The sequence below is a fragment of the Sphingobium sp. genome (assembly GCF_032153725.1).
GTDB lineage: Bacteria > Pseudomonadota > Alphaproteobacteria > Sphingomonadales > Sphingomonadaceae > Sphingobium.
This window is the reverse complement of sequence record NZ_JALDYQ010000006.1, coordinates 48,932-71,143: the sequence shown is the minus strand read 5'-3', so window position 1 is coordinate 71,143 and position 22,212 is coordinate 48,932. Positions and strand designations below refer to the sequence as shown.

Sequence of the window (22,212 nt, the reverse complement as noted above, 5' to 3'; positions counted from 1 at the left end):
AATGAACGAAATTCCTAACTATCCCGGATGGACCCCGCGCTCGGTGAGCCACACCGAGCAGATCGCTCCCGCCCCTTTCGAACGGCTTCTGGCCTTGCTCGATCACGCACCCACAGTCGTCCCGGACACGCTGCGTCCACTTGCCCATTGGCTGTATCACCTGCCTCAAGAGCGCCAGTCCGATATCGGCCCAGATGGGCATCCACGCAAGGGCGGGTTTCTTCCGCCCGTGCCGGCGCCGAGGCGAATGTGGGCGGGCGGACGTATCGACTTCATCGCCGCGCTTCCGGTGGACGCCCTCGCAACGCGCACGAGCAACGTCATCTCGATAACGGTGAAGGACGGCCGCAGCGGCCGGCTCACCTTCGTGACCGTCCGTCATGAGATCAGTGCCGAAGGTGAAATCCGCCTCGTTGAGGAGCAGGATCTCGTCTACCGGGAAGCCCCTGGCATCTCCCCTTCCGCAGCGCCTGGATTGGAGCCGCGTCCATCCGATTTCACGCGCTCGATTGACCTGGACATCACTGCGCTATTCCGTTTTTCCGCGCTCACCTTCAACGCGCACCGGATCCACTATGACCTCGGCTATGCGACGCGAGAGGAGGGTTATCCCGGGCTTGTGGTTCATGGCCCCTATCAGGCAACGCTCCTCATCGATCATCTCATTTCCTCATTTCCCGCCGCGTCGATCACGCATTTCTCGTTTCGCGGCATTTGCCCCTTGATCGCCGACGCACCGTTCGATCTTTGTGCGACGCGCTCCGGCAACACGATCGACCTCTGGACGCGCGACTCTGACGGGCACGAATGCATGCAGGCGCAGGCGGAACTGCGATGAGCGTCGTCTGCCGCACCGCCCTGTTCGTCCCCGGCCACGAGCGGACCAAGACCGACAAGGCGATCACGTAGGAAACCCGTGCCGTCATTCTCGATCTCGAAGATGGTGTTACTTCCACATCCTCCGGCGATTTTTCCCGCCTCTCAATAAATCACCATTCAAACGATGGATGACATAATCGACAAGGACATACCTATGACGCGAGAGAAATATGACATTGAACTTGAACTATGGCACTTTCCTCTCGCCTGCTCTCGAGCGACGTTGATCGCCCTTGAGGAGATAGGCTGCGATTACAAGACACACATACTGAAGATTGCGCAGGGCGAAATGCAATCACCTGAATTTCTTGCTTTAAACCCGAAAGGGCAAATCCCCATCCTTGTCGTGAACAGGACGCCCCTTACGGAATCGGTGGCTATCTTCACTTTCCTTGCGAATGAATTCCCTGGTGCAAAGCTACTGCCTGCGAGCACGACTCTGGCGGCGGCGAAAGCGACCTCCCTTCTCGCCTTCATCAGCAGTACCTTGCATCCGATCGTATCGCGTTTGTTGAGGCCTCAGCGGTTCTGCGACATTCCCGATGCGATGCCCCGGGTGAAGGAGCTCGCAACGACGGCCATGAGTGAAAGACTGACGATCATAGAGAAGATGCTCGGCGAGCATCAATGGCTGTGCAGTGCTGACTGGACGGTTGTAGACGCCTATTTCTACTGGATCGAAATGGCCCTTCTCCGCGCAGATTTCGACCTGTCAGCTTGGCCCAAGATTAAAGCGCATTATGATCGGGTTCTCGAACGGCCGAGCGTCGTACGGGCGCTGCAGAAGGATCGAAACGATTTTGAGGCGGCCCAGCGCGGGGGATTCAACCTGCCACCTGGCACCCGCTATCTTTAGACAGGAAGGATGCCGGCCGCGAGGCGTCAGGACGCCCGCTTGCCAGCAACTCATGAAATCAGGATCGGAATACAGAATGCAAAATCTACGACTTGCGCTGCGGAGATATGCCAAGGCGGTTACCGTCATTACCGCGCAAGATGGCGACAGGCGTTACGCCATGTCCGCCACCGCGGTATGTGAGGTCAGTTTTGACCCTCCGACCATGCTGATCTGCGTCAACCGTTCCGCATCCATCCATTCCGCGCTGCGGGTGGATGCGCCCTTCTGTCTGAATATTCTTAACGAAGCGCAGGAGCAGATTTCGCGATCCTGCGGCGGTGAAGCGTCGGGCGAAGACCGCTTCAGCAGCGGAATCTGGGAGGTCACGGCATCTAGAGCCCCGCGTCTCGTGGACGCGGAGGCCTCGATAGTTTGTCGTGTGACCCAGATGTTTGCCGTCGGCACGCACGACATCGTCATTGGAGAAGTCGAGGAGGCTTTCGCATCTGAAACCTGCAATCCGCTCATATATCTCAATGGCACCTATGTTCAGGCGCGCGCCCGGATAGCCGTGCCATAACGCCAACGCAGGTCACCCAGTCGAGCAGCCGTTGCCGAACGGGTCCGGTTAGCAATAGAGCATGGCACGAGGAGGAATGATTGATCAAAGGTCATGCTCCATTGCTAACCGGCTCGGCCGGCTGCAATCCATTATATTGACGAATTGACCAAAATAGTGGACAGATGGGCTCTAGCCGTCAGCCCGTCCAGACGTGCATGTCCGGCGGCATGCCTTGTATCGTCTCCCAACGCCTGCTCGCGGCTCGTGATCTGATAATAATTCAGGGAAATTGAAGCACAATGTTGCAAACCCAGATTCCGTTTCACGATGGCCATTCGATCCCGCAACTCGGCTTCGGCTCGCCCACTCCGCCTGCCGAGGGGGCTGCCGCGATCGTGCGCTTGGCCGTGGATGTCGGTTACCGCCACTTCGATACCGCGTTCGCTTATCGCAACGAGAACGAGGTTGCCGAAGGCGTGCGGACAGCGTCCGTCCCTCGAGAGGAGATCTTCCTCACCAGCAAATTGGCGTGCGAACAGCAGGGTTACGATTCGACCCTGACCACCTTCGACAATTCCATGAAGGGAATGGGCCTCGATTATATCGACCTCTATCTGATCCACTGGCCCAACCCGGACATGGACCGTTATGTCGACACCTGGCGGGCGATGATCCGCCTCCGGGACGAGGGCCGAATCCGCTCGATCGGCGTATCCAACTTCGCTCCCGAGCATCTCGACCGGCTCAAGGAAGAAACCGGTGAGATGCCGGTGATCAACCAGATTGAACTGAATCCTCGTTTCCAGCAGAAGGACATGCGCCGGGCCAATGCCGACCGCGGCGTTGTCACCGAGGCTTGGGGACCGCTGACCCATGGCCTTAACCTGGCCGATCCCGTTCTTGACGCCATTGGGGCCAAGTATGGCCGGTCGCCGGTCCAGGTCGCCCTGCGTTGGCATATCCAAAACGGCGTCGTCGTCATACCTCGCTCCGACCGGATCGAATGGATGCGAGAGAATCTCGACATTTTTGATTTCACACTCGATGCCGGCGACATGGCGGCGATCGAAACCCTCGACGATCCTGACGGACGCGGCGGCCCACTGCCGCATCACAGCATCGCGGAACGGGCACGCTTTCTCGAGGCGACAATCGCCAAATTAAAAGCTGCAGGGCAGCTCGTGTAAGAAGCGAGCCCCCCTTCCGGATACCTTGCCGGACAGGCCAGCCGGTTCAGGACGGTCCGTCCCGGAAGAACAGACGAGCGCACAATTCGATATGCCGTTCGACGAAGCTTTCGTCGAACGGCGATACTCCAATTCGGTACTCGATTTCGGGCGCCAAGGCGAAGACACGCGAAGCCGCGCCGATAAAGAGAAAATGAAGGTGCGCCGGGTCACCCTCGATATATTTGCCAGCAGCCTGCAGTTCGCGGATGAGATTCAAAGTCTGCTCGATATCGCTGCCCTGGACCTGATCGAGCAACCAGGACAGACGCTCGGATTGGCCAGCCACCTCGTGTGAAAAGAGCCAGTTGAGCTCCGGCTTGCGCGCGGATACGAGGATGAACGCACGATGGTAAGCGCGCAATAAGATTTCCGAGTCGCTACCTTTCAGCTCCCTGTAAGTTCTCTCGATTTCCTCGTGGAAGTCGATCAGCGCATTTTCGATCACGGCTTGCCAAACGTTGAGCTTTGTCTCGAAATGATAAACTACCAGCCCGTGCGGTATCTTGGCGCGCTCAGCAATCGACCGCGTCGTGGTGCCCTCAAAGCCAAGGGTTGCGAATTCGGTCAGCGCGGCTGCCAAAATCTTCTCGCGTGTCTTCTTGGCGCGTCCTTGGCGACGGCGCACATTGACGAGCTCTTCCTGCGGTTCTTCTTTCTGCGCTGGCTTCGCCAACAGCTATCTCCAATCCGTTCCATATGACACCATGCGAAACACGGGCGCCTCCAAATTTGGGATGGCACCTTTCAACGTGCGAGGGAAGCCCCGTTCAGCTAGGATGCGACGCGGGCGACCGGACGTCCCCTTGCGATCGGAAAATGGCTGAACCGCCTGCAGATCGGCGCCGAAGCATCCCCCCGGAGCGGACTTGCCCCATCCAGCGGAAAGTCCCGAACGCCATCGAATCCCCGCTCACCACGCAGTCAGCGATCGAGCACGCGCAAATCGTCCATCGCGATGGTGATCCGCTTGATCAGCTCCAGGGTCAATTCGCGTGGCTGCATGTCCGGTAGATTTTGTGAGTGGCAGAGCACGTCGGTCCAGAAATAGAGCGCCAGGACCATCTGCTGACGATAGAGTGGCCAGGCTTCTTCCATGGACAGCACCTGCCGGCCGACGTTGCGGTTCAGTTCCGCCACATAGAGTTCGAGCAACTCTGCCTCCCACGCCCGCCGATTCTCGACAGGCAGCGAACAGGTGATGGAGTAGGAAAGATCGCGCGCCCAGGAGCCGACGCAGGCGCACTGCCAGTCGCACAGGCCCATCCTGCCATCCGAGATGTACCAGTTGCCGATGTGCGGATCGTTATGGATCAGCGTGCGCGGCGCTTTGTCGTGCTCGTCGACCGCTTCCCAATAGACGCGCCAAATATCCTGCCGCCGCTGCATGATCCCCGAGGGGATGACGGCTATCGCGCCGTCCATGCCCGCCTCGTGGGTCGTATCCCGGTCGAGCATCTTGTGGATGTGCCGCCACCAGCGGCTCATCGGCCGCAGATCGCCGAACGTTGTGTCGAAGCGGGGATCTTCCCAGAAATGGCCATGATACTCAGCCATCAGGCGGGTCATCTGCTGCGCCCGGTCCAGCGTAACATCTGTTTGCGCGGTGCAGAATTCGGTTTCGCGCCCGACCGTCAGATCCTCGAACACGAATATGGCACGGAACCGCTCGATATCGTACGCTGCATGGACGGACACGGGCGCTTCTAAACCGAGTTCGGGCCGAAGCTTGTTGAAGAATGTCGCTTCATCCACCATCGTGCCGGTAATGCCGTTGATATAGCGCGTGTGGAACGTAGGCGTGCTCTTGGTGAACAGCCGTTCCGGCAAGCCCGCTGCACGGCCTTTGGCATTATATTGCACGATCAGCTGCCGCCGTACGGAAGTTCCCGCGCTCCCGTCGCCAAGCTGGAAGCCGGCAACCTCTGCGCCAACGACGTTCCGGCAGAGAATGGCGGTCAGCCATTCACGTGTGATGGCCTCAATCTGCCGGGGAACGTCTTCATAATCGCGCGCGAAATCAGGTTCGGCCTCTTCGCGCGCAATCTGCGCATTAAGGCGATCCACGGCTTCCTGCGTGGTCATCTCACTAACGAGCTCCCCCTGGCCCGCTGATGACATATGTCTCTCCCAGAAATTGGCTTCGCCGCGTTATCATACTTGCCATCGTCAAGCAAAAAGTTTGCTTGCGAAAGCCGATAGGATTGCATATCGGTTGCCCACGCCGTGCTCGTCACGATCCGGGTGGTTGCGATATACCGGGGCCGCCAAGCGAAATTTTGCAAGGTGGCGGAGGGATGACCTGACCGGGCGAGGATACGAGGACCCGTCAATCATAGTCCTGCGCACGGATAGAGGCGAGCGTTCGCTCTGCGCAAAGGACGGGCAGTTTAACGACATCATCCGGGGAAGACATGAAGCAGAATTTCGGGAGGATTACGCAAGCATTGGCGATCCGCCATGGCGACAAGCCAGCGATCGTGAATATCGAGCGGAACCGGACCTTCACCTACGCGCAGTTTCATCAATTGACCAATCGAGTCGCCAACGCGCTTCGGATGGAACTGGATGTCGGCCGGGGCGACACATTCATGGTCATCCTGCAGAACGACAACATCGTGCTGCTGCACTTCTGGACCACGTTCAAGCAGGAAGGAACGCTGGTCCTCACCAATTACCGGGATTCGAAGGACGACCACCGCTGGCAGGTGGAACTGGCGAAACCGAAGGTCGTCTTCATCGAACACGCCATGCTCGAAAGCCATGCTGCGATGCTGCAGGAACTGGGGTGTCGCGTCGTGGTGATGGATCCGCCAAGCGAGGAGGAAGCCGTCCGTTATCCCGGCGTCATCTATTTCTGGGATATGGTCGAAAGGGCGCCTGACGACGAGTGTGCGATCGCACTCGAACAGCGGAATCATACCGCCTTGATGCGTTTTACCAGCGGCACCACCGGGCGCGGAAAATGCGCCATGTATTCGATCGACAACTGGCTCGCTGCGCGTGAAGGGCTATTCCTCAATTCCGAATTCGACTTCGGTCCCGATACGGTGGTGCTGCACATGGCCGCCATATCGCACAGCTCGCAGGCGCTGCTGATCCCCGCCATGTCGGTCGGTGGGACCAACTACACCATGAACACCTTCGATCTGGAGGCTGTTCCCGGCATTATAGAAAGCAAGGGCATCACCCATACGCTGATGGTGCCGACCGTCCTCTATCGCCTTTTGGAACTGCAACGCGCCGAGCCGCGCAATCTTGGTTCGCTGAAGACCATCCTCTACGGCACTTCGCCGATCAGTCCGACAAAGCTACAGGAACTGCTGGATGTCTTCGGTCCGGTATTCGTGCAGGTTTACGGCGCAACGGAGGCACCCATATTTGCGACGATCCTTGGCAAGGAGGAGCACGTCTGCCCCGATGAGAATAGCCGCAAGCGGCTGGCGTCGGTAGGCCGCGTCAGCAACGGAGTGGAACTGCTCATCGCCGATCCCGAGGGCAATCCGGCGCCGACCGGCGAGGTGGGCGAGATATGGATTCGCTCGCGCGCCGTCATCTCCGGTTATCTGGCCGATGCGGAGGCGACGGGGAAGGAGTTCACCGACGGGTTCTGGCGGTCGGGCGATCTCGCCCGCATGGACGAGGACGGCTTCGTCTACATCGTGGATCGTATAAAGGATATGATCATCACGGGGGGCTTCAACGTTTATGCAGTGGAAGTCGAAGCCGCGCTCGCGACTCATCCCGCAGTTCTGCATTCCGCAGTCGTCGGCATTCCCCACGAGCAGTGGGGCGAGCAGGTACATGCGGACGTGGTTGTCCGTGCCGGTTTCAGCGTGACCGGGGAAGAATTGATCAGCCATGTGCGCGGCAGTCTTGGCGGCTACAAGACACCGAAGGGCATCACATTCGTCGACGAGCTACCCACCTCGGCGGTTGGCAAGGTGCTGCGCCGGCAGGTGCGGGAAAAATATTGGCAGGGCCAAGAGCGGCGGATCTGATGGAGCACGCTTTCCCGAGCGGACCGCGCAGCTTCGGCGTCCCGGTAGCAGGCGCCCCCCGGCGCGGGGCGGCCCCTGCCAGATGATGTCGAGCGCCAGACATAGCTTTCTCACCGATGATGGACTTGAGCTCGTGGGCGATGTTCGCGGCCCGGACGGCGCACCTCGGTGGTCTTGCTGCATGGTGGGGGGCAGACCCGCCATTCTTGGAAGAAAACCGCGATGCGCCTCGCTGCACTCGGTTATCAGGCAATCAGTTACGACGCCCGCGGGCACGGTGAAAGCCAGTGGTTTCCAAAGGGCGACTATTCGCTGCGTGCATTCGCTTCCGATCTGATCGGGCTTCGCCGCAAGCTGCCTGGACGCGTGGCGCTCGTAGGGGCGTCCATGGGTGGGGCGGCGAGTTTCTACGCGGTCGGCAGCGAGCGCTCCTTAACCGAGGCTATCGTCATGGTGGACATCGCCTTGCAAACGGCGACTCTCGGCACTGACAAGGTTCGCGCGTTCATGCGCAGTCATCCCGCGGGATTTGCAGATATCGATGAAGCCGTGTCGGCGGTCATGGCCTATAATCCATTGCGGCGACGCCCATCAAATCCTGATGGGCTGATGCGCAATCTGCGGGCCAGGGACGATGGCCGCCTACGATGGCACTGGGACCCCGCACTGATCGAGGACACGCCGACCGTGGCATCACAGGACTTTGGGTCCGATCTCGTCAGCGTGGCCCAAAACGTAACGGTACCTCTCCTACTCGTTCGCGGAGAGCACAGCGATGTCGTGAATGACGAGGGGATCGCCCAAATGGTTGCCTTGGTCCCACAGACCGAGGTTTTTACGCAGGCCGGTGCGGGACATATGATTGCGGGTGACGACAACGATCTGTTCAATGATCGGATCATCGCCTTCTTGCGCAAATATCTTCCTCTTGAACAGTCAAGCAAAGCCGGTTCGTTCCGCACCTGATCATCGACATCGCCATTTGGCAATCTTCGACCAAGCCGCCTTGACCGAGCCTTTGCTCCCTGGGGTGGTCCCTTTCAACCGGCTGCGACGCGGTCGATCCGGTAGTTCACGGATTGCTATTTAGCTTGCTTGAAGTAAGCAAGTTACTAAATTGAACCGATGCGAGAGAATCAAACGTCAATGGCGATGCAGGGCGAGGACCAATGTTCCCCACAGGGAGATCAGCGAACGGAAACGGCGACCGACGTGCGACGGCCGTTGCCATATCCTCCTCTAAGGACCCCTTACGGCCCCGCTACGACCGACCGCCTGCGCCGCACCCTATTGGTGCTCGGCCTTTTGTGGCTCATCGGCTTTCTTCCGAACTTTCTCGGGCTGTCGCCGGAACTGAAAAGCTTCGGTCTTGGTCTGACATTCCCGGGCGCGGGCTTCCTTCACGCCGGCGGGATGATCAACATAGGCCTGCTGATCCTGAGCTGGCTATTGTTCGGCCTGGCATTCATTCTCTATTTCGGATCGGGCAACCATCTTGCGCCGTTGCTGGTTTGGTTGGGCTCAGCGGTGACCGCAGCTTGGCGAACCGAGGGCACCGGGAACCCGTGGGCACCCTGGATCGTCGCCGTGGGCCTGTCCGTGATCCTGATCAGCGCCTGGCTGAAGGTCCGTAGAGCTTTCGCCGAGGGACAAAAATTCGTCGAACGGAGCAATGCCAAACTCAGGACCATTGCGGCCCCGGCCGGCGGCATGTTCGGCAATGCTCCCTTAGCCGTCGGCGAGGAACTATCGCGTGAGGACTTGGCCTTCCAACGCTGGTTCCTGGACAAGGCCTTCCTGCCGCTCGAATCTTTCGAGGGTTTCACGCAACTCGATCAGTTCCAGTTTGCCGCCTATCGCTACCAGATCAGCTTCATCCAGTTCGCGTTGGCCATGGCGCAATATACTCGCACGCCCGCCTTCCACGGATATGCGTCCGAGGCACAGCGGCGGCTGATCGAAAAGATGACCGCACGCCCGGTTTGGAGCTACTGGGCCTATGAGAATTTCTGGGGAAATTTCCGCCTCGATGCAGATCCGATAAAGCGCGATAATATCATGCTGTCGGGCTACATGCTGCTGATGATGGGCCTTTATGAATCGACGACCGGAGACGGCCGATTCAATACTGAGGGTTGCCTGCAGTTCAACTGGAACGACAAAACAACATTTCCCTATGACAATATCCGGATTGCCGGAGCTGTCGGACGCAATTTCGAAGCGTCCAAGTTCGGCATGTTCCCCTGTGAGCCGAGCCTGCTTTTTCCCATCTGCAACATCATAGCGGTCAATGGGCTCAAGATTTACGATCGGCTGCACGGCTATCCCACGATGGAATCGATTCTCGATCGTTATCGGCACGCGACAGAGGTCGAGTTCGTCGGCCCCGATGCCAGGCCCGTCGGGTTGCGGGTCGAGCGTCTTGGCATAGATCTCAAGATTCCCTTTCCGATGGATGGACGTGTCGGCGCTGCACGCGTGCTCGGAGGATCATCGCAGCGGGTGCTTGGCCCAGGCAGCTTCGCCCCGCTGGTTTGTGGAGTACTGCCCGATATCGTCGAGCGCGAGTTGCTCCTTGGCAATTTGAGCAGGATCAGTTCCGCCGTGACGAGCGGCAATATCCGGATGGCGGATCTCGGCCGATACGATGTGGGCAATTATCGCAATACCGGCGCCGGCGTGCATCCATGGATGATGATCGCTGCCAAGGAATATGGCGATGATGCGTTTTTCGACGCGATCGCGAAATCCGCCGACGAGAATCTGGACCCTGTCGAGGAGAATGGGGTTCGCCATTATCGCGCCCTCTCGGTCCTTTCCATGGGGCAAATGTTCATGGGGCGCTTCTCACGCAAGGACGGCTTCTATGATCTGGTCAATCGAGGAAACCACGAGAATTGGAACAAGGGCCCCATCTTGGCCGAGGCGCCCTATCCTGGGGTTCTTGTCGCCCGCGCAGTTTCCGACGGAGAGAACCTGGAACTGGTGCTTCGTCCAGGCGAAGCGGGGGGCGGGACCTATGTTCTGGAACTGGCGCGTTTGCGGCCGGGCGCGCGTTATCTGACCAGCGACGGAAATAGCATCATCGCCGACGCGGAAGGACATGCGTGCCTGAACGTGACACTCCGCGACCGGTTGGAATGCGACATCCGCCTAGCCGGAGCAGCCGGATGATATGCTGTATCGCCGCCGCGTGGCTATTCGGTAGTCTAGTACTCGCCTGGAGGGGCATGCGTGCGTGGCTGCGCCGTCATGGGATACGCATTTTGGCGATTATTTCCGGCGGGATCGCACTCACGGCCGCGAGCGTGCCAATGTACTTGCCAGCATCGCCTCCAGCCGGGGATGCCAGGCCGTTTCCGTTTAAGCTGCTGATATGCGGCGGCCGCACGGCCGAATTATCGCTCCTACGAGTTCAGACCTCGCCCTCACGAATCCGATCCCTCGACCGTCTCGCTCTGAACGCAGCGCAGTGATCCGAAGGGCTGGCCGAGAAGCTTCTCAGCCGGCCGCCTCGCTCATGAAGAATTCGAGGAAGCGCTCGCGCAGGTCGATCTTGCGCAGCTTGGCGCTCGCGGTCAATGGCATGTCGTCCACGAACTCCACGGCCTTGGGCACTTCAAAGCCGCCCAGGTGCGCCTTGCAATGGGTGATGATGTCGTGCGCGGTGACTTCGCTGTCAGGGCGAAGCTGCACGCAGGCCAGTATCGCCTCCTGCCAGCGCGGATGCGGTATCCCCACGACGGCCACGGCGGCGACCGCCGGATGACGCAGGATCACTTCCTCCACCTTGACCGACGCCACATTTTCGCCGCCCGACTTGATGATGTCCTTCTTGCGATCGACGAAGCGAAGCTGGCCGTCCTGATCGAAAGCGCCCAGATCTCCGCTGTGATGCCAGCCGAACCTGCTGGCTTCCAACGTAGCCTCGGGGTCCTTGTAATAGCCGAGCATCATGTTCGGGCCTCGATAGACGATCTCGCCGATCTGGCCCGCCGGCAGCAGATTACCCAGATCGTCCATGATGGCGACATCGTTGCCCAGAACCCCCTGCCCCCAATAATTGCCGAAGCGCCGCAGCTGCTCCTCGGGCCGGAAGATCACGGTATGGGGATACGCCTCGGTTTGACCCGAAGTAAGGAGGAATGTGGGGCAGAATTCGGCGATCAAACGTTCCAGCACGGTTTTCGCCATCGGCGCCATCGCATAGTTGCAAACCCGCAGGGACGACAGATCGGTGGAACGCCGCCTGGGATGATCGAGCATCGCCTGAAACATCATGGGCAAGCCGACGAGGAAGGTCACCTTGTGCTTCTCTATGGCTTCGAGCGAAGCGCCGGCATCGAAGCCCTTCTGCAGGACAACCGATGCGCCGGCAGCGAGGAAGGTCATACAGAGGCAGTGCGCCGCGATGTGGAACATCGGCAGAAAGACAAGAACCCGATCGTCCCGGGTGATCGACAGTTCTCCGACATTGCTGAACACCGCAGAAATAACCGCATGATGGCAGTGCATGACTCCCTTCGCGCGTGAGGTGGTTCCGCTGGTGTACATGATCATCGCGAGCTCGTCGGGTTCCACCGCCAGCGGTAGTTCCGTGGAGGGTTGATCCCGGATCACCTCGCCCAACCTGGGGCGGCTGCTCGCGGTGGAAGATTCGATGACAAGGTAAGAGATGCCTGAATTGCGCACGAACGCATCGAAGCCCAGCCTGTCGAACAAGACTTCATCGATCAGCATGAGACGTGCTTCAGCATGCTCGATTATATACCCAATTTCTTCCAGCCCCAGCACGATGTTAACCGGAACCCAGACCAAGCCGGCCTTGTGCACTCCGAAGATGAATTGAAGATAGTCGGTCGAATTTCCGCATAGCGTCGCGACCTTTGAACCCTGGGCAATCCCGGCTGCCCGCAGATAATTCGCTATACGGTTCGCGGCGACATCCATTTCCCTGAAGGTCGTCGAACGATCCCGTTCGATGACGCAAACCCGGTCGGGCTGACGCTGCGCGGATCGCCTGATCATTTCGCCAATCGCCACCTGCCGGATGATCTTCCTTTCAACTGCCGCTTCGTCCATGCCGGTCATGCTGTGGTGCTCCCCAGAGAATGGGAGGCCTTCGCCTTCCCGCCGTCCAGCTTTTCCAAAAATTGCAGCAAACGGTCCCGAAACCCGGCGGGATCCTCAAGGAACGGCGTATGCCCGGTTTCGAACCATGCGATTTCGCCTGCGGGAGCCATTTCCGAGGCAGCCTGGTGGATCGCCGGGTCCACGAATATGTCATTGCGCCCTGCCATCGCCATGAACGGGACGGGAAGAACGCGAAGGATGTGCCGCAGATCGAGGTCATCAAGATCCAGCAGAGCCTGATCAGCCGTGTGGGCATTCTCTGCAAAAGTAAGACGCATGCGTTCCCGCGACGCCGGGCCGACGTCGACCACGACCGAATTTTCGGCCATCCAGCCAAGGAAATTGAAACGGTCGGCGCGTAACTGCTGCACCATTCCGGCGGCTGAACCGGTGGGTGCGCCAGGGAAATCTTCAGCGGCGGTGAACCGCGGCGTTGCACCACAGATGGAAACAAGGCCGATAAGGCGATCGCGGAGTTGTGATGCGGCCATCGTCGCGATGGCGCCGCCGATCGACCAGCCACACAGCACGACCCGATCGAGGCCGAGATGTTCGATCAGCCCTGACAAATCCTTCGCGCCAGCCGCGATCGAGACTTCGGCGAAATCCTTGTCGGATCGCCCACATCCGCGCTGGTCGAAGCTCAACACACTGTAGCCGGCATCGATGAGATGCGCGGCAAGCCCGTCCCATATCCGTGTGCCCGTTCCCCAGCCATGAACCAGCATCACCGCAATCGGGCCTTTGCGGTGATGCTCGTAGTAGATTTGCCCCCCCTCAGCCGGGAAAAAAGCCATTGGATACATCTCCCATTTTCGTTCCCGATCGGTTAGCGCATAAACTTGCATGCAGCAAGTAAGATGGTTTAGATTACCTTCGAATCGCCCGTCGCGCTCCTTGTGTATGCGAGAGCCACGGGCCTAAATGTTCCGAGGAGAGTGAATATGGCGACCGCAGCTGAGAGCGTCGATACCCTTAACAGATGGCGGCTGGAGACACCGGAGCCGAAGAACTGGGAAGGCGGCATACGTGCATCCGATCCCAACAAATATTTCATCGTTTCCGTCGATACGCACATGGCGGCTCCTCCAAAATTGTTCTTCGAGCGCATCGAGGAGCGGTTCCGTGATCGTCTGCCCCGGATGCAGGTCAAGGACGGCGTCAAATTCCTGATTCAGGAAGGCTGCAAGCCTCAGCCGATCATCGATTCGCCGCTCGCTGGCGAGGACAAGTCGCGCGGCGATGCAGGCGCCACCTTCTTTCAGATAGAGATGCTGGAAGGCAATGCCTGGGGCCCCGACGCCTATCGCCGTATCGAGGACCAGAAGAACGACGGGGTCGATGCCGAGGTGATCTTCGCCAACGGTCCGCCGCTTCTGCTGTTCGCCTCCGAAGATTCCGAGTTCGTGCAGGCACAGGCGCGGGTCTGGAACGACTGGGTGATGGAGGCGTGCAGTCCCGATCTGGGGCGGCTCAATCCTGCGGCGATGGTCGGGACGGCCGATGTCGACAGCGCGGTCAAGGAGATCGAACGGGTCGCCAAAAAGGGTTTTCGCACCGTCTTTTTCCCGAACAAGCCGATGTTCGGACCCGCCAAGGTGGGTGAGCCCAACTATAACCTGCCGATGTTCGATCCGCTGTGGGCCGCCATCCAGGACAACGACCTGGCGCTGGCCTTCCACGTTTCGACCGGAACCGACCCGAGAACGGCGCGTGGCAATGGGGGGGCGATTATCAACTATGCGGTCTACTGCATGCTTTCAGTCGCCTATCCGGTGGCCCACCTGTGTTCATCGGGCGTATTCGAGCGCTTTCCCAAGCTCCGGGTCGCCAGCATCGAGGCGAATGCCGGCTGGATACCTTTCCTGCTCGATTCGATGGACGAGGCGGCCCGCAAGCATCACATGTGGGTCAGTCCCAAGCTCCAGGGCCTGCCGAGCGACTATTTTCGTTCGAACTGCTACGCCTCCTTTGGCGAGGACAAGGTGGCCATGATGCTGGCCGAAGAATATGGCCTTGTCGACAATCTCATGTGGGCAAACGACTACCCGCATCATGAGGGTTCCTGGCCCCATTCGGCCGAGGCTATCGAGCGCAATTTCGGCGATCGTTTCTCCGAGGATGCGCGGCGCAAGATGCTGGGCCTCAACGCGGCCAAGGTGTTCCGTTTCGATATTCCCGAACGGTATTCCGAACTCACCAAATTGACCGGGAAATGATATCCACCGCAACGCGCCGCGCCGCACTCACAAGTGTTTGCCGCGTTTGCATTGTTTCAAACGAATTCCCGGATGCGATCCGTTCGCGGTTCAAGGTATCGGCATGAGCAGAAATGAAGATCGACGAGCACAGGCCGGTCCTGTGCCTCCAAAGGTGTCGTCCTACGACTTCGAAGCCTTTTATGGCGCGATCGCGCAACATGAGCTGCGTATGCCCAGATGCCTTGGATGCGGCGCGTTGCAGCATCCGCCGGGGCCAATGTGCCCTGAATGCAATGGAATGGCGTTCGAGCAACAGCTCTGTTCTGGGCGAGCTCGCCTCTACAGCTACACTGTGATCCACCACCCGCCCCTGTACGGCTTTCCTACCCCCCATGTCGTGGCCTTGGCCGAAATGGAGGAAGGATTCCGCCTGCTGGCGGGGCTCGTCGACGGTGATCGCATCGAAATTGAAATCGGTATGCCGCTGACGCTCCGCTTCGTCGAGCAGGAAGACGGCGTCCCAAGCTATCGGTTCGTCGCGGAATAGCGTGCGCCGGCCTGAGCGAACCTGGAGACAACATAATGGAACTCAGCCGCAAGGCATCGATCGTCGGAATCGGGCAGACCGAATTTTCCAAGAATTCAGGGCGCAGTGAATTGCGCCTCTGCACGGAGGCGGTCACTGCCGCGCTCGCCGATGCCGGAATCTCGCCGCACGATGTCGACGGCTTCGTCAGCTTCTGCATGGACAACAATACCGAAGGCGAGGTCGCGCGCGCCCTAGGCATGCGCGACCTCACCTATTTCGGGCGAGTCGATCAGGGCGGCGGCGCCTGTGGGGGAACGATTTTGCAGGCTGCGATGGCCGTGGCAACTGGTGCTGCGCGGACGGTGGTCTGCTGGAGGGCGATGAACGAGCGATCGGGCGCGCGCTTCGGCCAGCCATCGGCCCAGCTTCAGGTGATGCCGGATCCCGAGCTGACCTGGATGTATGTCAGCCAGGGGTTGCAATCGGCCGCCTCATACATGGCGGTCATGATGCGCCGCTACATGTATGAAACCGGAGCCACGCGGGAGGATTTCGGCAGAATCGCCTTGGCAGCGCGCAAACATGCCGCGATCAATCCGCACGCCTGGTTCCATGGCCAGCCGATCTCGATGGAGGATTATCTGGCATCGCGCCCGATCGCCGAACCACTCTGCCTGCTTGACTGCTGTCAGGAAACCGACGGCGGTGTGGCTTTCGTGATCACCAGCACCCAGCGGGCACGCGATCTCAGGCAAAAACCGGTTCTGATAAGCGCAGCCGCGCAGGGCATCCGCAAGGGCACCAACGCAATGGCCTGCTTCTACCGTGCCGACATCTCACCACGCGACGAGGTCAGGCTGGTCGGCGATCAGCTCTATGCCAAGTCCAATCTCACCTCCGATGATATCGACGTGGCCATCATCTACGATCATTTCGGTCCCTCCGTCATGCCCGCGCTCGAGGCACTGGGATTTTGTGAATATGGCGAAGCGAAGGATTTCATCCGGGACGGTGGAATCGAACTGGGTGGGCACTTGCCCGTCAATACACACGGCGGCCAGGTCGGCGAGGGCTACATCCACGGAATGAATGGCGTCCTGGAAGCCGTCCGCCAAGTACGAGGCACGGCAATAAACCAGGTAGAAACCGTCAACCACGTCATGGTCACTGGGGCGAGCGGCGTTCCAACCAGTGGCGCCATTTTGAGTGCGTTGTAATGCCCGTGCTTCTCAACCCCGGGACAGCGCCCTCTCCCGCCATGACTATCGACGGTATTCCGGTCATCAGCCCGCAAACGCTTCCCGTAATCAACCCGGCGACCGGGCAGGAAATGGCGCGGGCGCCCGACTGCACGTACGAGCATGTCGATGCAGCGGTACTGGCCGCTCGCCGTGCCTTCCCCGCATGGCGGGCACTATCGACAGCCGAACGGTCAGCCATGCTTCGAACGGCAGCAATTATCCTTTCCGAGCATGTGGAAGCCCTGGCGGTCTTGCTGACAAGTGAGCAGGGCAAGCCCCTTGCGGACGCGCGCAGTGAAATTCTGGGCGCCGCCTTTTGGTTGAAATCCTTCGCCAAACTCGAGTTACCCATCCACGTTGACGAAGATCATGCGGGCCGCAGATGGGAAACGCGGCACATACCGGTGGGAGTGGTCGGCGCAATCTCGCCCTGGAACTTCCCGGTGCTGTTGTCCTTCTTCAAGATCGCGCCGGCACTCGCTGCCGGAAACACAGTGGTGATGAAGCCATCGCCTTATACGCCGCTCACCATGCTGCGGATCGGCGCGCTGCTCGGCGATGTCCTGCCGCCCGGCGTGCTCAACATGATCTGCGGTGGCGATCAGGCAGGACCGTGGCTGACCGCACATCCGGATATCGACAAGGTCAGCTTCACCGGCTCGACGCCCACCGGCAAGCTGGTTCTGCAATCGGCCGCGAGCAATCTGAAACGCGTTACCCTCGAACTCGGCGGCAACGACGCCGCGATCGTGCTCCCCGATGTCAACGTCGCCGCGGTGGCCAAGGATTTGTTCTGGGCCGCTTTCCGTAACAGCGGCCAGATTTGCGTGGCGGCCAAGCGGATCTATGTCCATGCTGACATCTACGACGAACTCGCAGCCGAACTTCAAGTCTGCGCGGCCGCTGTCGTCATCGGCGAAGGCACAGACACCAACGCCGTTTTGGGCCCGGTGCAGAACCGGATGCAATATAAGCGGGTGCTGGACCTCATTCACGATTGCCGCCAGAACGGCATGCGGTTTCTGACCGGTGGCGAGCCCGAGCCCGGCCCGGGCTATTTCATCTCCCCCACGATCGTCGACAACCCACCCGAGGATTCGCGCGTGGTCCGCGAGGAAGCGTTCGGTCCCCTCTTGCCCCTGCTTAAATATACCGACATCGATGACGCGATCGCGCGCGCCAACGACAGCGAGTTCGGTTTGGCGGCCTCGATCTGGTCGGGCGACGTGGAAGCTGCGGTCGCCCTGGCGCCGCGGCTGGAGGTGGGAACCGTGTGGATCAACGAAATCCAGCTTCTTTCGCCATTCCATGCCTTCGCTGGCCACAAGCAATCGGGTTTTGGCGTGGAGAACGGGTTACACGGGATGCTCGAATACACCCTGCCACAAACGATCACGAAGCCTGGGAAAGTAGAAAGATGACTGTTCCGGAGGCCGCCTCGCACGGTAAGACACTGGTCATAGAGCTTATGGGGCTCCTGACGCGCGGCGAGATCGAAGGTGCCCTGACGCTCATGGCCGATGATGGCCTGTGGTGGATAGGAGGCAAACCCAACCTATTCCCGCTCGCCGGAAACAAATCGAAGGCAGAAATGCGCGCGATCCTCAATGAACTGATCGTACCCATGCCCAACGGCCTGCGCATGACGGTCAAGTCACTGATCGCTGAGGACGATCGCATTGCGGCCGAGATCGAATCCTATGGCGAAGCCGGTAACGGCTGTATTTACAACAACGATTATCATTTCCTGTTTACAATCCGTGACGGGAAATTCATCGAGATCAAAGAATATCTCGATACCATGCACGTGCAGGCGGTTTTTTTGAATCCCTAGAGTTTGTTATGAACCAGTGATCAACGCGATAGCCTGCTTGCTCATGATGGTGGCGAAGACGACAAGTGCCTACCGACCAGGGCCTGGGCATAGCGTTTGCAGTCCTTGACGAGCCTGCTCTCCATTTCGTCATCGCCAGGCAGCGTCAGGCTAACCATCGGTCGGCGACCAACGCGCCAAAGAGTATGAACTGATAGACAATCGAAAACCGGAAAAGCCGTTTTTCGGCGATCATCCTGTCATCGCGCCGGGTCCTTCGGAAGGCAACCTGTACGGCCATCGCGCAGAACGTCAGCGTCGCGAACAGCGCCGTCAGGCCGTAAATTCGATGGGTGAGATCAAGTAGCCACGGCGCTATCGCCACCAGAGCCATCGGGATCGTGTACAGGCCGATTTGCATGCGCGTCACACGTTCACCCGCGACTACGGGCAGCATCGGTATGCCCGCTTTAGCGTAGTCGCTCTTCACATAGAGCGCCAGGCTCCAGAAATGCGGCGGAGTCCACAAAAAGATGAGAGCGAATAGCAGCGCGGGAAGAACCGCGACGTCGCCGGTTGCCGCGGCCCAGCCAATCATCGGAGGAAACGCTCCCGCACCGCCCCCGATCACGATATTTTGCGGCGTGCGACGCTTGAGCCAGATCGTGTAAATAACGACGTAATAGAAGATCGAAAGCGCCAACAGTCCAGCCGCAAGCGCGTTGACGGCAAGTCCCATCAAAAGCACGGAAAAGCTGCCGAGCCCAACGCCGAAATGCAATGCCGATTGCCGATCCATGCGGCCGGTTGGCAATGGCCGGCCGGCGGTCCGCTTCATCTTTGCGTCGACATCCACCTCATACCATTGGTTCAGCGCACTCGCCGCGCCCGCACCGAAAGCGATGCAGAGAATTGCCGTGAAACCGATAATGGGATCAATTTTCACAGGCGCTATGAGCAGGCCACACAAGCTGGTGAAAACGACCAGGCTCATTACACGCGGCTTGGTTAAGGAAAGGAAATCGCGCCAGTCGGCCGTAGTCCTATGCGAAGCAGATATCATATATGTTTCTACAATCTATTCGAGTGAAGCAAAATATGTCGTCACGCTGGCTCAATTTCGAGGCAGAACAGGTTCAACGGCGCCAATGCCCGCCAATTCTCGCGGGTGGCATGAGTCATCATGAGTTCACGATATCGCCCGGGTGCCTTCAGACCTTATACCCTGCCTCGCTGAGAGCCACCTCGATCGCCGCCGTTGTAGTGCGCAGCACACGACATATGTTGATTCTTGAAGCTTCGTTGAACCTGGCGCTCGGTATTGCAAAGCTGACCGCGCCACATGGCGCGCCCGCATAGCAGACGACGCGGGCGACGCAGATAATTCCCAGCGAAAATTCCTCATAGTCATACGAAAAGCCGCTTGAAGCGCTTTCCTCGACTGCTTGACCAACCTCTGAGAGGTCCAGCTTGGTGTTTGGCGTGAACGCCTCAGGGCAAATGAATTTCAGATAGGCATCCCGATGATCTGGTCGGGTGACCGAGAGAATCGCCCGCCCGGCCGCCAAAACGTACAACGGTCCCTCATCTCCAGGCGTCAACGTCGACCGAAGCGTTTGACTGCCGTTGACGGCCAGGGCTACCCGCGCCTGGTCACCATGTCGGACGTAAAAGGCGCTGGTTTCGTTCAACTCACGGGCGGCGGCCTCGATGAAGGGCGCAACCAGCGACAACAAGGGAGGAGCCTCCAACTTGGCGGCCAAATATTGCACCTGTTTGCCGAGTTGATAAACGCCCCCAGACTCGGCTTGTACGACATACCCTCTATGGACAAGATTACGGAGCAGCGGGAACAGGCTGCTCTTTGGAATCTGCAGTGCGGCGGACAGGTCGGAGAAGGCAGTCCCGGCCGGCTGATCGGCTAACAACTCCAGAATGTCCAGGACCCGGTCGGCAGATTTGACCGTGCTGAGCTGAGTTTTCACGTCCGACCTTCCTGCTGACCTTTCCGCCCTAATTAGGCGATCCGGCGCCGGGATCAAAGAGCACGAATTCCTTGCCTATTATCCCGCTGGATTTCGAGAGATCCGAGAAGCGCGGCTCGTCCGGGCGCAAGACATCCACGTAATAGCTGTTGTCCAGGCCGGACATGAATGCCGCCAGGCTGTCGCCGGACATGCCGAGCCCGCCGTGAAACGGAGCAGTTGCAAATCCAGAAAAAGCATCAAGGCCGGATCGCTGGAATTCCACCTTCTGGGCGCGTTCGCGCGCACCAGGCGCGGCAAATGCCAGCGGCCAGTGGTTATTGATCCAATATTCCTGGAATTCGGTAGCCGACATGCCTTCGCGCGCGACAGAGAACAGCAGCAGTTTCATGGCATCGGGCTGCGGGTCGGCCGGGCGCTCCCACATGATCATGGCCATGCCTGCCACCATCTGGATGGCGCCTTCCTTGAGATGAGACTCCTGCTGGGGCCACAGCCACTTGCGGGTTTCCTCCGCGCCCAGAAAGGCGGCGGCGGCAGCTTCCGATCCGAACCAGAATTCCTCGACGATGTCGAGCGCGCCGGTCTGCGCATCCGTGATCGGCATCTCGGCATTTAACGGCACGCTGCGCGACCAACGGATCAGCGCCGGCACCCGTGCAGCAAGAGCAGCGCGTTCCTGCGCGTTCGAGGGCGACCAGGGCTTCCATAGCTGCTGAAACTCCGTCGGCGAGAATTGTGGCGCGCGTTGGAATAGCAATGTGACCTTGATGACGTCCGAACTCATGGAAACATGTCCTTTTTTGTTAAATTGGGGCCCCGAGCGGGGTTACAGCAGCGCTCTCCTCGCGGTGATCACGGCATAGTCGACCCCGGCCATCAATGATCCGTTGGTGGCCTTGTTGTGCGCACTGACGATTGCGAGATACCCCTCACGGAACGCCGAAACCCGAGCCTCATCCATCCCTGCTAGTGCCGGGCCGATAGCGGGATGATGCGCGACGAGGTGATCGTAGCAGGCTTCGACCGATGCGAAGCAGGTGTCATAGTGATCCCGTTCGATGCGGATGGCCTCGAAATGAGGGGCGAGCAGTTCAGCAGCGCGCGGCCCGTCGGACCATTCATAATGGGCATTTGCCGGTCCGTTCCGAATCGGCAGGAAATCATGAAAAAAGTCGTAGATCGAACTCGGCACACTCTTACGCACGTGCGAGATCAACGCGATCGTTCCGCCAGGACGAACGAGCCGGGCGAGCTGGCGCGCGGCAGCCTCCTGATCACGAACGAACACCAACCCGAAAGCCGACAACACCACATCAAAAGCGCCATCCTCAAACGGAGTGGCCAAGGGGTCGGCTGCGATGAAAGAGATGTCGCCCAGACCTTCTATTTCGGCCAATCGCCGCGCGCGCGACAGCAAGGCTTCGTTGGCGTCGACGGCGGTGACGATAGCGCGGCGGCGGCCTGCCGCCAGCGCGGTATGCCCGCTGGTGCAAGCCAGATCGAGCACGTTCGTACCGGCCGTTAGCCCGATCGCGGCGCATAGCTTCTCGCAGGCTACGACGTGCGCGACGGCTTCGCCTTGAAAAGCCTGGACCCGCTGGGAAGCTGGATGCGGCGCCTCGCTCATCCTACAGTCCGATCTACGTTTGGTTCACGCAACGGCGCCGCGCGATTTCCCGCCGCTGCTTGATGCATTTCCCATAGGTCGCAAGGCAAATCGATCCCTCCCACTGCCGTCGAAGCGCGGCGTTTATTCCACATATGAGTAATAGACTACATTTGTGTATCGACAGTCAATCCC

At 59.4% G+C, this 22,212-nt stretch carries 20 protein-coding genes; 12 read left to right on the top strand and 8 right to left on the bottom strand.

Translation table 11 applies throughout. The features are described from left to right. Position 1 precedes the first annotated feature (1 nt). The 4 genes from RUH75_RS03905 to RUH75_RS03890 all read left to right on the top strand — a co-directional run bounded on the left by RUH75_RS03905 (position 2) and on the right by RUH75_RS03890 (position 3,466). Entirely contained in the window at positions 2–838 is an 837-nt protein-coding gene (locus RUH75_RS03905) for an acyl-CoA dehydrogenase (protein ID WP_313802365.1), read from the top strand. Between the two features lie 165 nt (positions 839–1,003). Next, complete coding sequence (locus RUH75_RS03900; protein WP_313802363.1) at positions 1,004–1,735, top strand: glutathione S-transferase family protein; 732 nt, start codon at positions 1,004–1,006, stop codon at positions 1,733–1,735. A 52-nt stretch (positions 1,736–1,787) separates the two neighbouring features. After that, a complete protein-coding gene (locus RUH75_RS03895; protein ID WP_313802361.1) occupies positions 1,788–2,297 on the top strand; it encodes a flavin reductase family protein in 510 nt (169 codons plus the stop codon). Between the two features lie 281 nt (positions 2,298–2,578). After that, positions 2,579–3,466: an aldo/keto reductase gene (locus RUH75_RS03890; protein ID WP_313802359.1), complete on the top strand. Its 888-nt coding sequence runs from the start codon at positions 2,579–2,581 to the stop codon at positions 3,464–3,466. A gap of 46 nt (positions 3,467–3,512) precedes the next feature. On the opposite strand, the gene RUH75_RS03885 is transcribed toward RUH75_RS03890, so the two are convergent. Both RUH75_RS03885 and RUH75_RS03880 read right to left on the bottom strand, forming a co-directional pair. After that, positions 3,513–4,181, bottom strand: coding sequence for a TetR/AcrR family transcriptional regulator (locus tag RUH75_RS03885; RefSeq protein ID WP_313802357.1), 669 nt, complete (start codon positions 4,179–4,181; stop codon positions 3,513–3,515). Positions 4,182–4,429: 248 nt separating this feature from the next. Beyond that, a complete protein-coding gene (locus RUH75_RS03880) occupies positions 4,430–5,590 on the bottom strand; it encodes a phosphotransferase (protein WP_313802355.1) in 1,161 nt (386 codons plus the stop codon). Positions 5,591–5,919: 329 nt separating this feature from the next. Between RUH75_RS03880 and RUH75_RS03875 the strand changes: the two genes are divergently transcribed. The 3 genes from RUH75_RS03875 to RUH75_RS03865 all read left to right on the top strand — a co-directional run bounded on the left by RUH75_RS03875 (position 5,920) and on the right by RUH75_RS03865 (position 10,680). After that, entirely contained in the window at positions 5,920–7,506 is a 1,587-nt protein-coding gene (locus RUH75_RS03875; protein ID WP_313802353.1) for an AMP-binding protein, read from the top strand. A 168-nt stretch (positions 7,507–7,674) separates the two neighbouring features. Beyond that, positions 7,675–8,472 carry an alpha/beta hydrolase gene (locus RUH75_RS03870; RefSeq protein WP_313802351.1) on the top strand — a complete coding sequence of 266 codons (798 nt, stop codon included), beginning with the start codon at positions 7,675–7,677 and terminating at the stop codon, positions 8,470–8,472. 447 nt (positions 8,473–8,919) lie between these two features. Beyond that, positions 8,920–10,680, top strand: a complete 1,761-nt coding sequence (locus RUH75_RS03865; protein WP_313802349.1) for a hypothetical protein — start codon at positions 8,920–8,922, stop codon at positions 10,678–10,680. Positions 10,681–11,007: 327 nt separating this feature from the next. Here RUH75_RS03865 and RUH75_RS03860 read toward each other — a convergent pair whose 3' ends face one another. Together RUH75_RS03860 and RUH75_RS03855 are read right to left on the bottom strand one after the other, a co-directional pair. Further along, positions 11,008–12,534, bottom strand: coding sequence for a class I adenylate-forming enzyme family protein (locus RUH75_RS03860; RefSeq protein WP_313802399.1), 1,527 nt, complete (start codon positions 12,532–12,534; stop codon positions 11,008–11,010). Positions 12,535–12,593: 59 nt separating this feature from the next. Beyond that, complete coding sequence (locus tag RUH75_RS03855) at positions 12,594–13,436, bottom strand: alpha/beta hydrolase (RefSeq protein ID WP_313802347.1); 843 nt, start codon at positions 13,434–13,436, stop codon at positions 12,594–12,596. A gap of 147 nt (positions 13,437–13,583) precedes the next feature. On the opposite strand from RUH75_RS03855, the gene RUH75_RS03850 reads away from it, so the two are divergent. The 5 genes from RUH75_RS03850 to RUH75_RS03830 all read left to right on the top strand — a co-directional run bounded on the left by RUH75_RS03850 (position 13,584) and on the right by RUH75_RS03830 (position 18,444). Further along, positions 13,584–14,858, top strand: coding sequence for an amidohydrolase family protein (locus RUH75_RS03850; RefSeq protein ID WP_313802345.1), 1,275 nt, complete (start codon positions 13,584–13,586; stop codon positions 14,856–14,858). Positions 14,859–14,961: 103 nt separating this feature from the next. Next, positions 14,962–15,387 (top strand): OB-fold domain-containing protein, encoded by a 426-nt coding sequence (locus RUH75_RS03845; protein WP_313802343.1) that lies wholly within the window; start codon positions 14,962–14,964, stop codon positions 15,385–15,387. 35 nt (positions 15,388–15,422) lie between these two features. Beyond that, positions 15,423–16,586 (top strand): lipid-transfer protein, encoded by a 1,164-nt coding sequence (locus RUH75_RS03840; RefSeq protein WP_313802341.1) that lies wholly within the window; start codon positions 15,423–15,425, stop codon positions 16,584–16,586. Positions 16,587–16,627: 41 nt separating this feature from the next. Continuing rightward, positions 16,628–18,031 carry an aldehyde dehydrogenase family protein gene (locus tag RUH75_RS03835; protein WP_313802339.1) on the top strand — a complete coding sequence of 468 codons (1,404 nt, stop codon included), beginning with the start codon at positions 16,628–16,630 and terminating at the stop codon, positions 18,029–18,031. Next, positions 18,028–18,444 carry a nuclear transport factor 2 family protein gene (locus RUH75_RS03830; protein ID WP_313802337.1) on the top strand — a complete coding sequence of 139 codons (417 nt, stop codon included), beginning with the start codon at positions 18,028–18,030 and terminating at the stop codon, positions 18,442–18,444. Before RUH75_RS03835 ends, RUH75_RS03830 begins: the two co-directional genes overlap by 4 nt. A 145-nt stretch (positions 18,445–18,589) precedes the next feature. Here the strand turns inward: RUH75_RS03830 and RUH75_RS03825 are convergent, their stop codons facing one another. The 4 genes from RUH75_RS03825 to RUH75_RS03810 form a co-directional block, all read right to left on the bottom strand. After that, positions 18,590–19,417, bottom strand: a complete 828-nt coding sequence (locus RUH75_RS03825; protein ID WP_409592314.1) for a heme o synthase — start codon at positions 19,415–19,417, stop codon at positions 18,590–18,592. 217 nt (positions 19,418–19,634) lie between these two features. Further along, a complete protein-coding gene (locus RUH75_RS03820) occupies positions 19,635–20,408 on the bottom strand; it encodes an IclR family transcriptional regulator (protein WP_313802334.1) in 774 nt (257 codons plus the stop codon). A 28-nt stretch (positions 20,409–20,436) separates the two neighbouring features. Beyond that, positions 20,437–21,195, bottom strand: a complete 759-nt coding sequence (locus RUH75_RS03815) for an EthD domain-containing protein (protein ID WP_313802332.1) — start codon at positions 21,193–21,195, stop codon at positions 20,437–20,439. Positions 21,196–21,237: 42 nt separating this feature from the next. Continuing rightward, the gene (locus tag RUH75_RS03810; RefSeq protein ID WP_313802330.1) at positions 21,238–22,038 is read right to left on the bottom strand and encodes a class I SAM-dependent methyltransferase; all 801 of its coding nucleotides are present in this window, start codon (positions 22,036–22,038) and stop codon (positions 21,238–21,240) included. Positions 22,039–22,212 lie beyond the last annotated feature (174 nt).

Excerpts from the sequence above, each read along its gene's own strand:
- RUH75_RS03905 (WP_313802365.1), top strand. The coding sequence starts at position 2 with ATGAACGAAATTCCTAACTATCCCGGATGGACCCCGCGCTCGGTGAGC.
- RUH75_RS03900 (WP_313802363.1), top strand. The coding sequence starts at position 1,004 with ATGGATGACATAATCGACAAGGACATACCTATGACGCGAGAGAAATAT.
- RUH75_RS03895 (WP_313802361.1), top strand. The coding sequence starts at position 1,788 with ATGAAATCAGGATCGGAATACAGAATGCAAAATCTACGACTTGCGCTG.
- RUH75_RS03890 (WP_313802359.1), top strand. The coding sequence starts at position 2,579 with ATGTTGCAAACCCAGATTCCGTTTCACGATGGCCATTCGATCCCGCAA.
- RUH75_RS03880 (WP_313802355.1), bottom strand. The coding sequence starts at position 5,590 with ATGACCACGCAGGAAGCCGTGGATCGCCTTAATGCGCAGATTGCGCGC.
- RUH75_RS03875 (WP_313802353.1), top strand. The coding sequence starts at position 5,920 with ATGAAGCAGAATTTCGGGAGGATTACGCAAGCATTGGCGATCCGCCAT.
- RUH75_RS03865 (WP_313802349.1), top strand. The coding sequence starts at position 8,920 with ATGATCAACATAGGCCTGCTGATCCTGAGCTGGCTATTGTTCGGCCTG.
- RUH75_RS03860 (WP_313802399.1), bottom strand. The coding sequence starts at position 12,534 with ATGATCAGGCGATCCGCGCAGCGTCAGCCCGACCGGGTTTGCGTCATC.
- RUH75_RS03855 (WP_313802347.1), bottom strand. The coding sequence starts at position 13,436 with ATGGCTTTTTTCCCGGCTGAGGGGGGGCAAATCTACTACGAGCATCAC.
- RUH75_RS03850 (WP_313802345.1), top strand. The coding sequence starts at position 13,584 with ATGGCGACCGCAGCTGAGAGCGTCGATACCCTTAACAGATGGCGGCTG.
- RUH75_RS03845 (WP_313802343.1), top strand. The coding sequence starts at position 14,962 with ATGAGCAGAAATGAAGATCGACGAGCACAGGCCGGTCCTGTGCCTCCA.
- RUH75_RS03840 (WP_313802341.1), top strand. The coding sequence starts at position 15,423 with ATGGAACTCAGCCGCAAGGCATCGATCGTCGGAATCGGGCAGACCGAA.
- RUH75_RS03835 (WP_313802339.1), top strand. The coding sequence starts at position 16,628 with ATGACTATCGACGGTATTCCGGTCATCAGCCCGCAAACGCTTCCCGTA.
- RUH75_RS03830 (WP_313802337.1), top strand. The coding sequence starts at position 18,028 with ATGACTGTTCCGGAGGCCGCCTCGCACGGTAAGACACTGGTCATAGAG.
- RUH75_RS03825 (WP_409592314.1), bottom strand. The coding sequence starts at position 19,417 with ATGAGCCTGGTCGTTTTCACCAGCTTGTGTGGCCTGCTCATAGCGCCT.
- RUH75_RS03815 (WP_313802332.1), bottom strand. The coding sequence starts at position 21,195 with ATGAGTTCGGACGTCATCAAGGTCACATTGCTATTCCAACGCGCGCCA.
- RUH75_RS03810 (WP_313802330.1), bottom strand. The coding sequence starts at position 22,038 with ATGAGCGAGGCGCCGCATCCAGCTTCCCAGCGGGTCCAGGCTTTTCAA.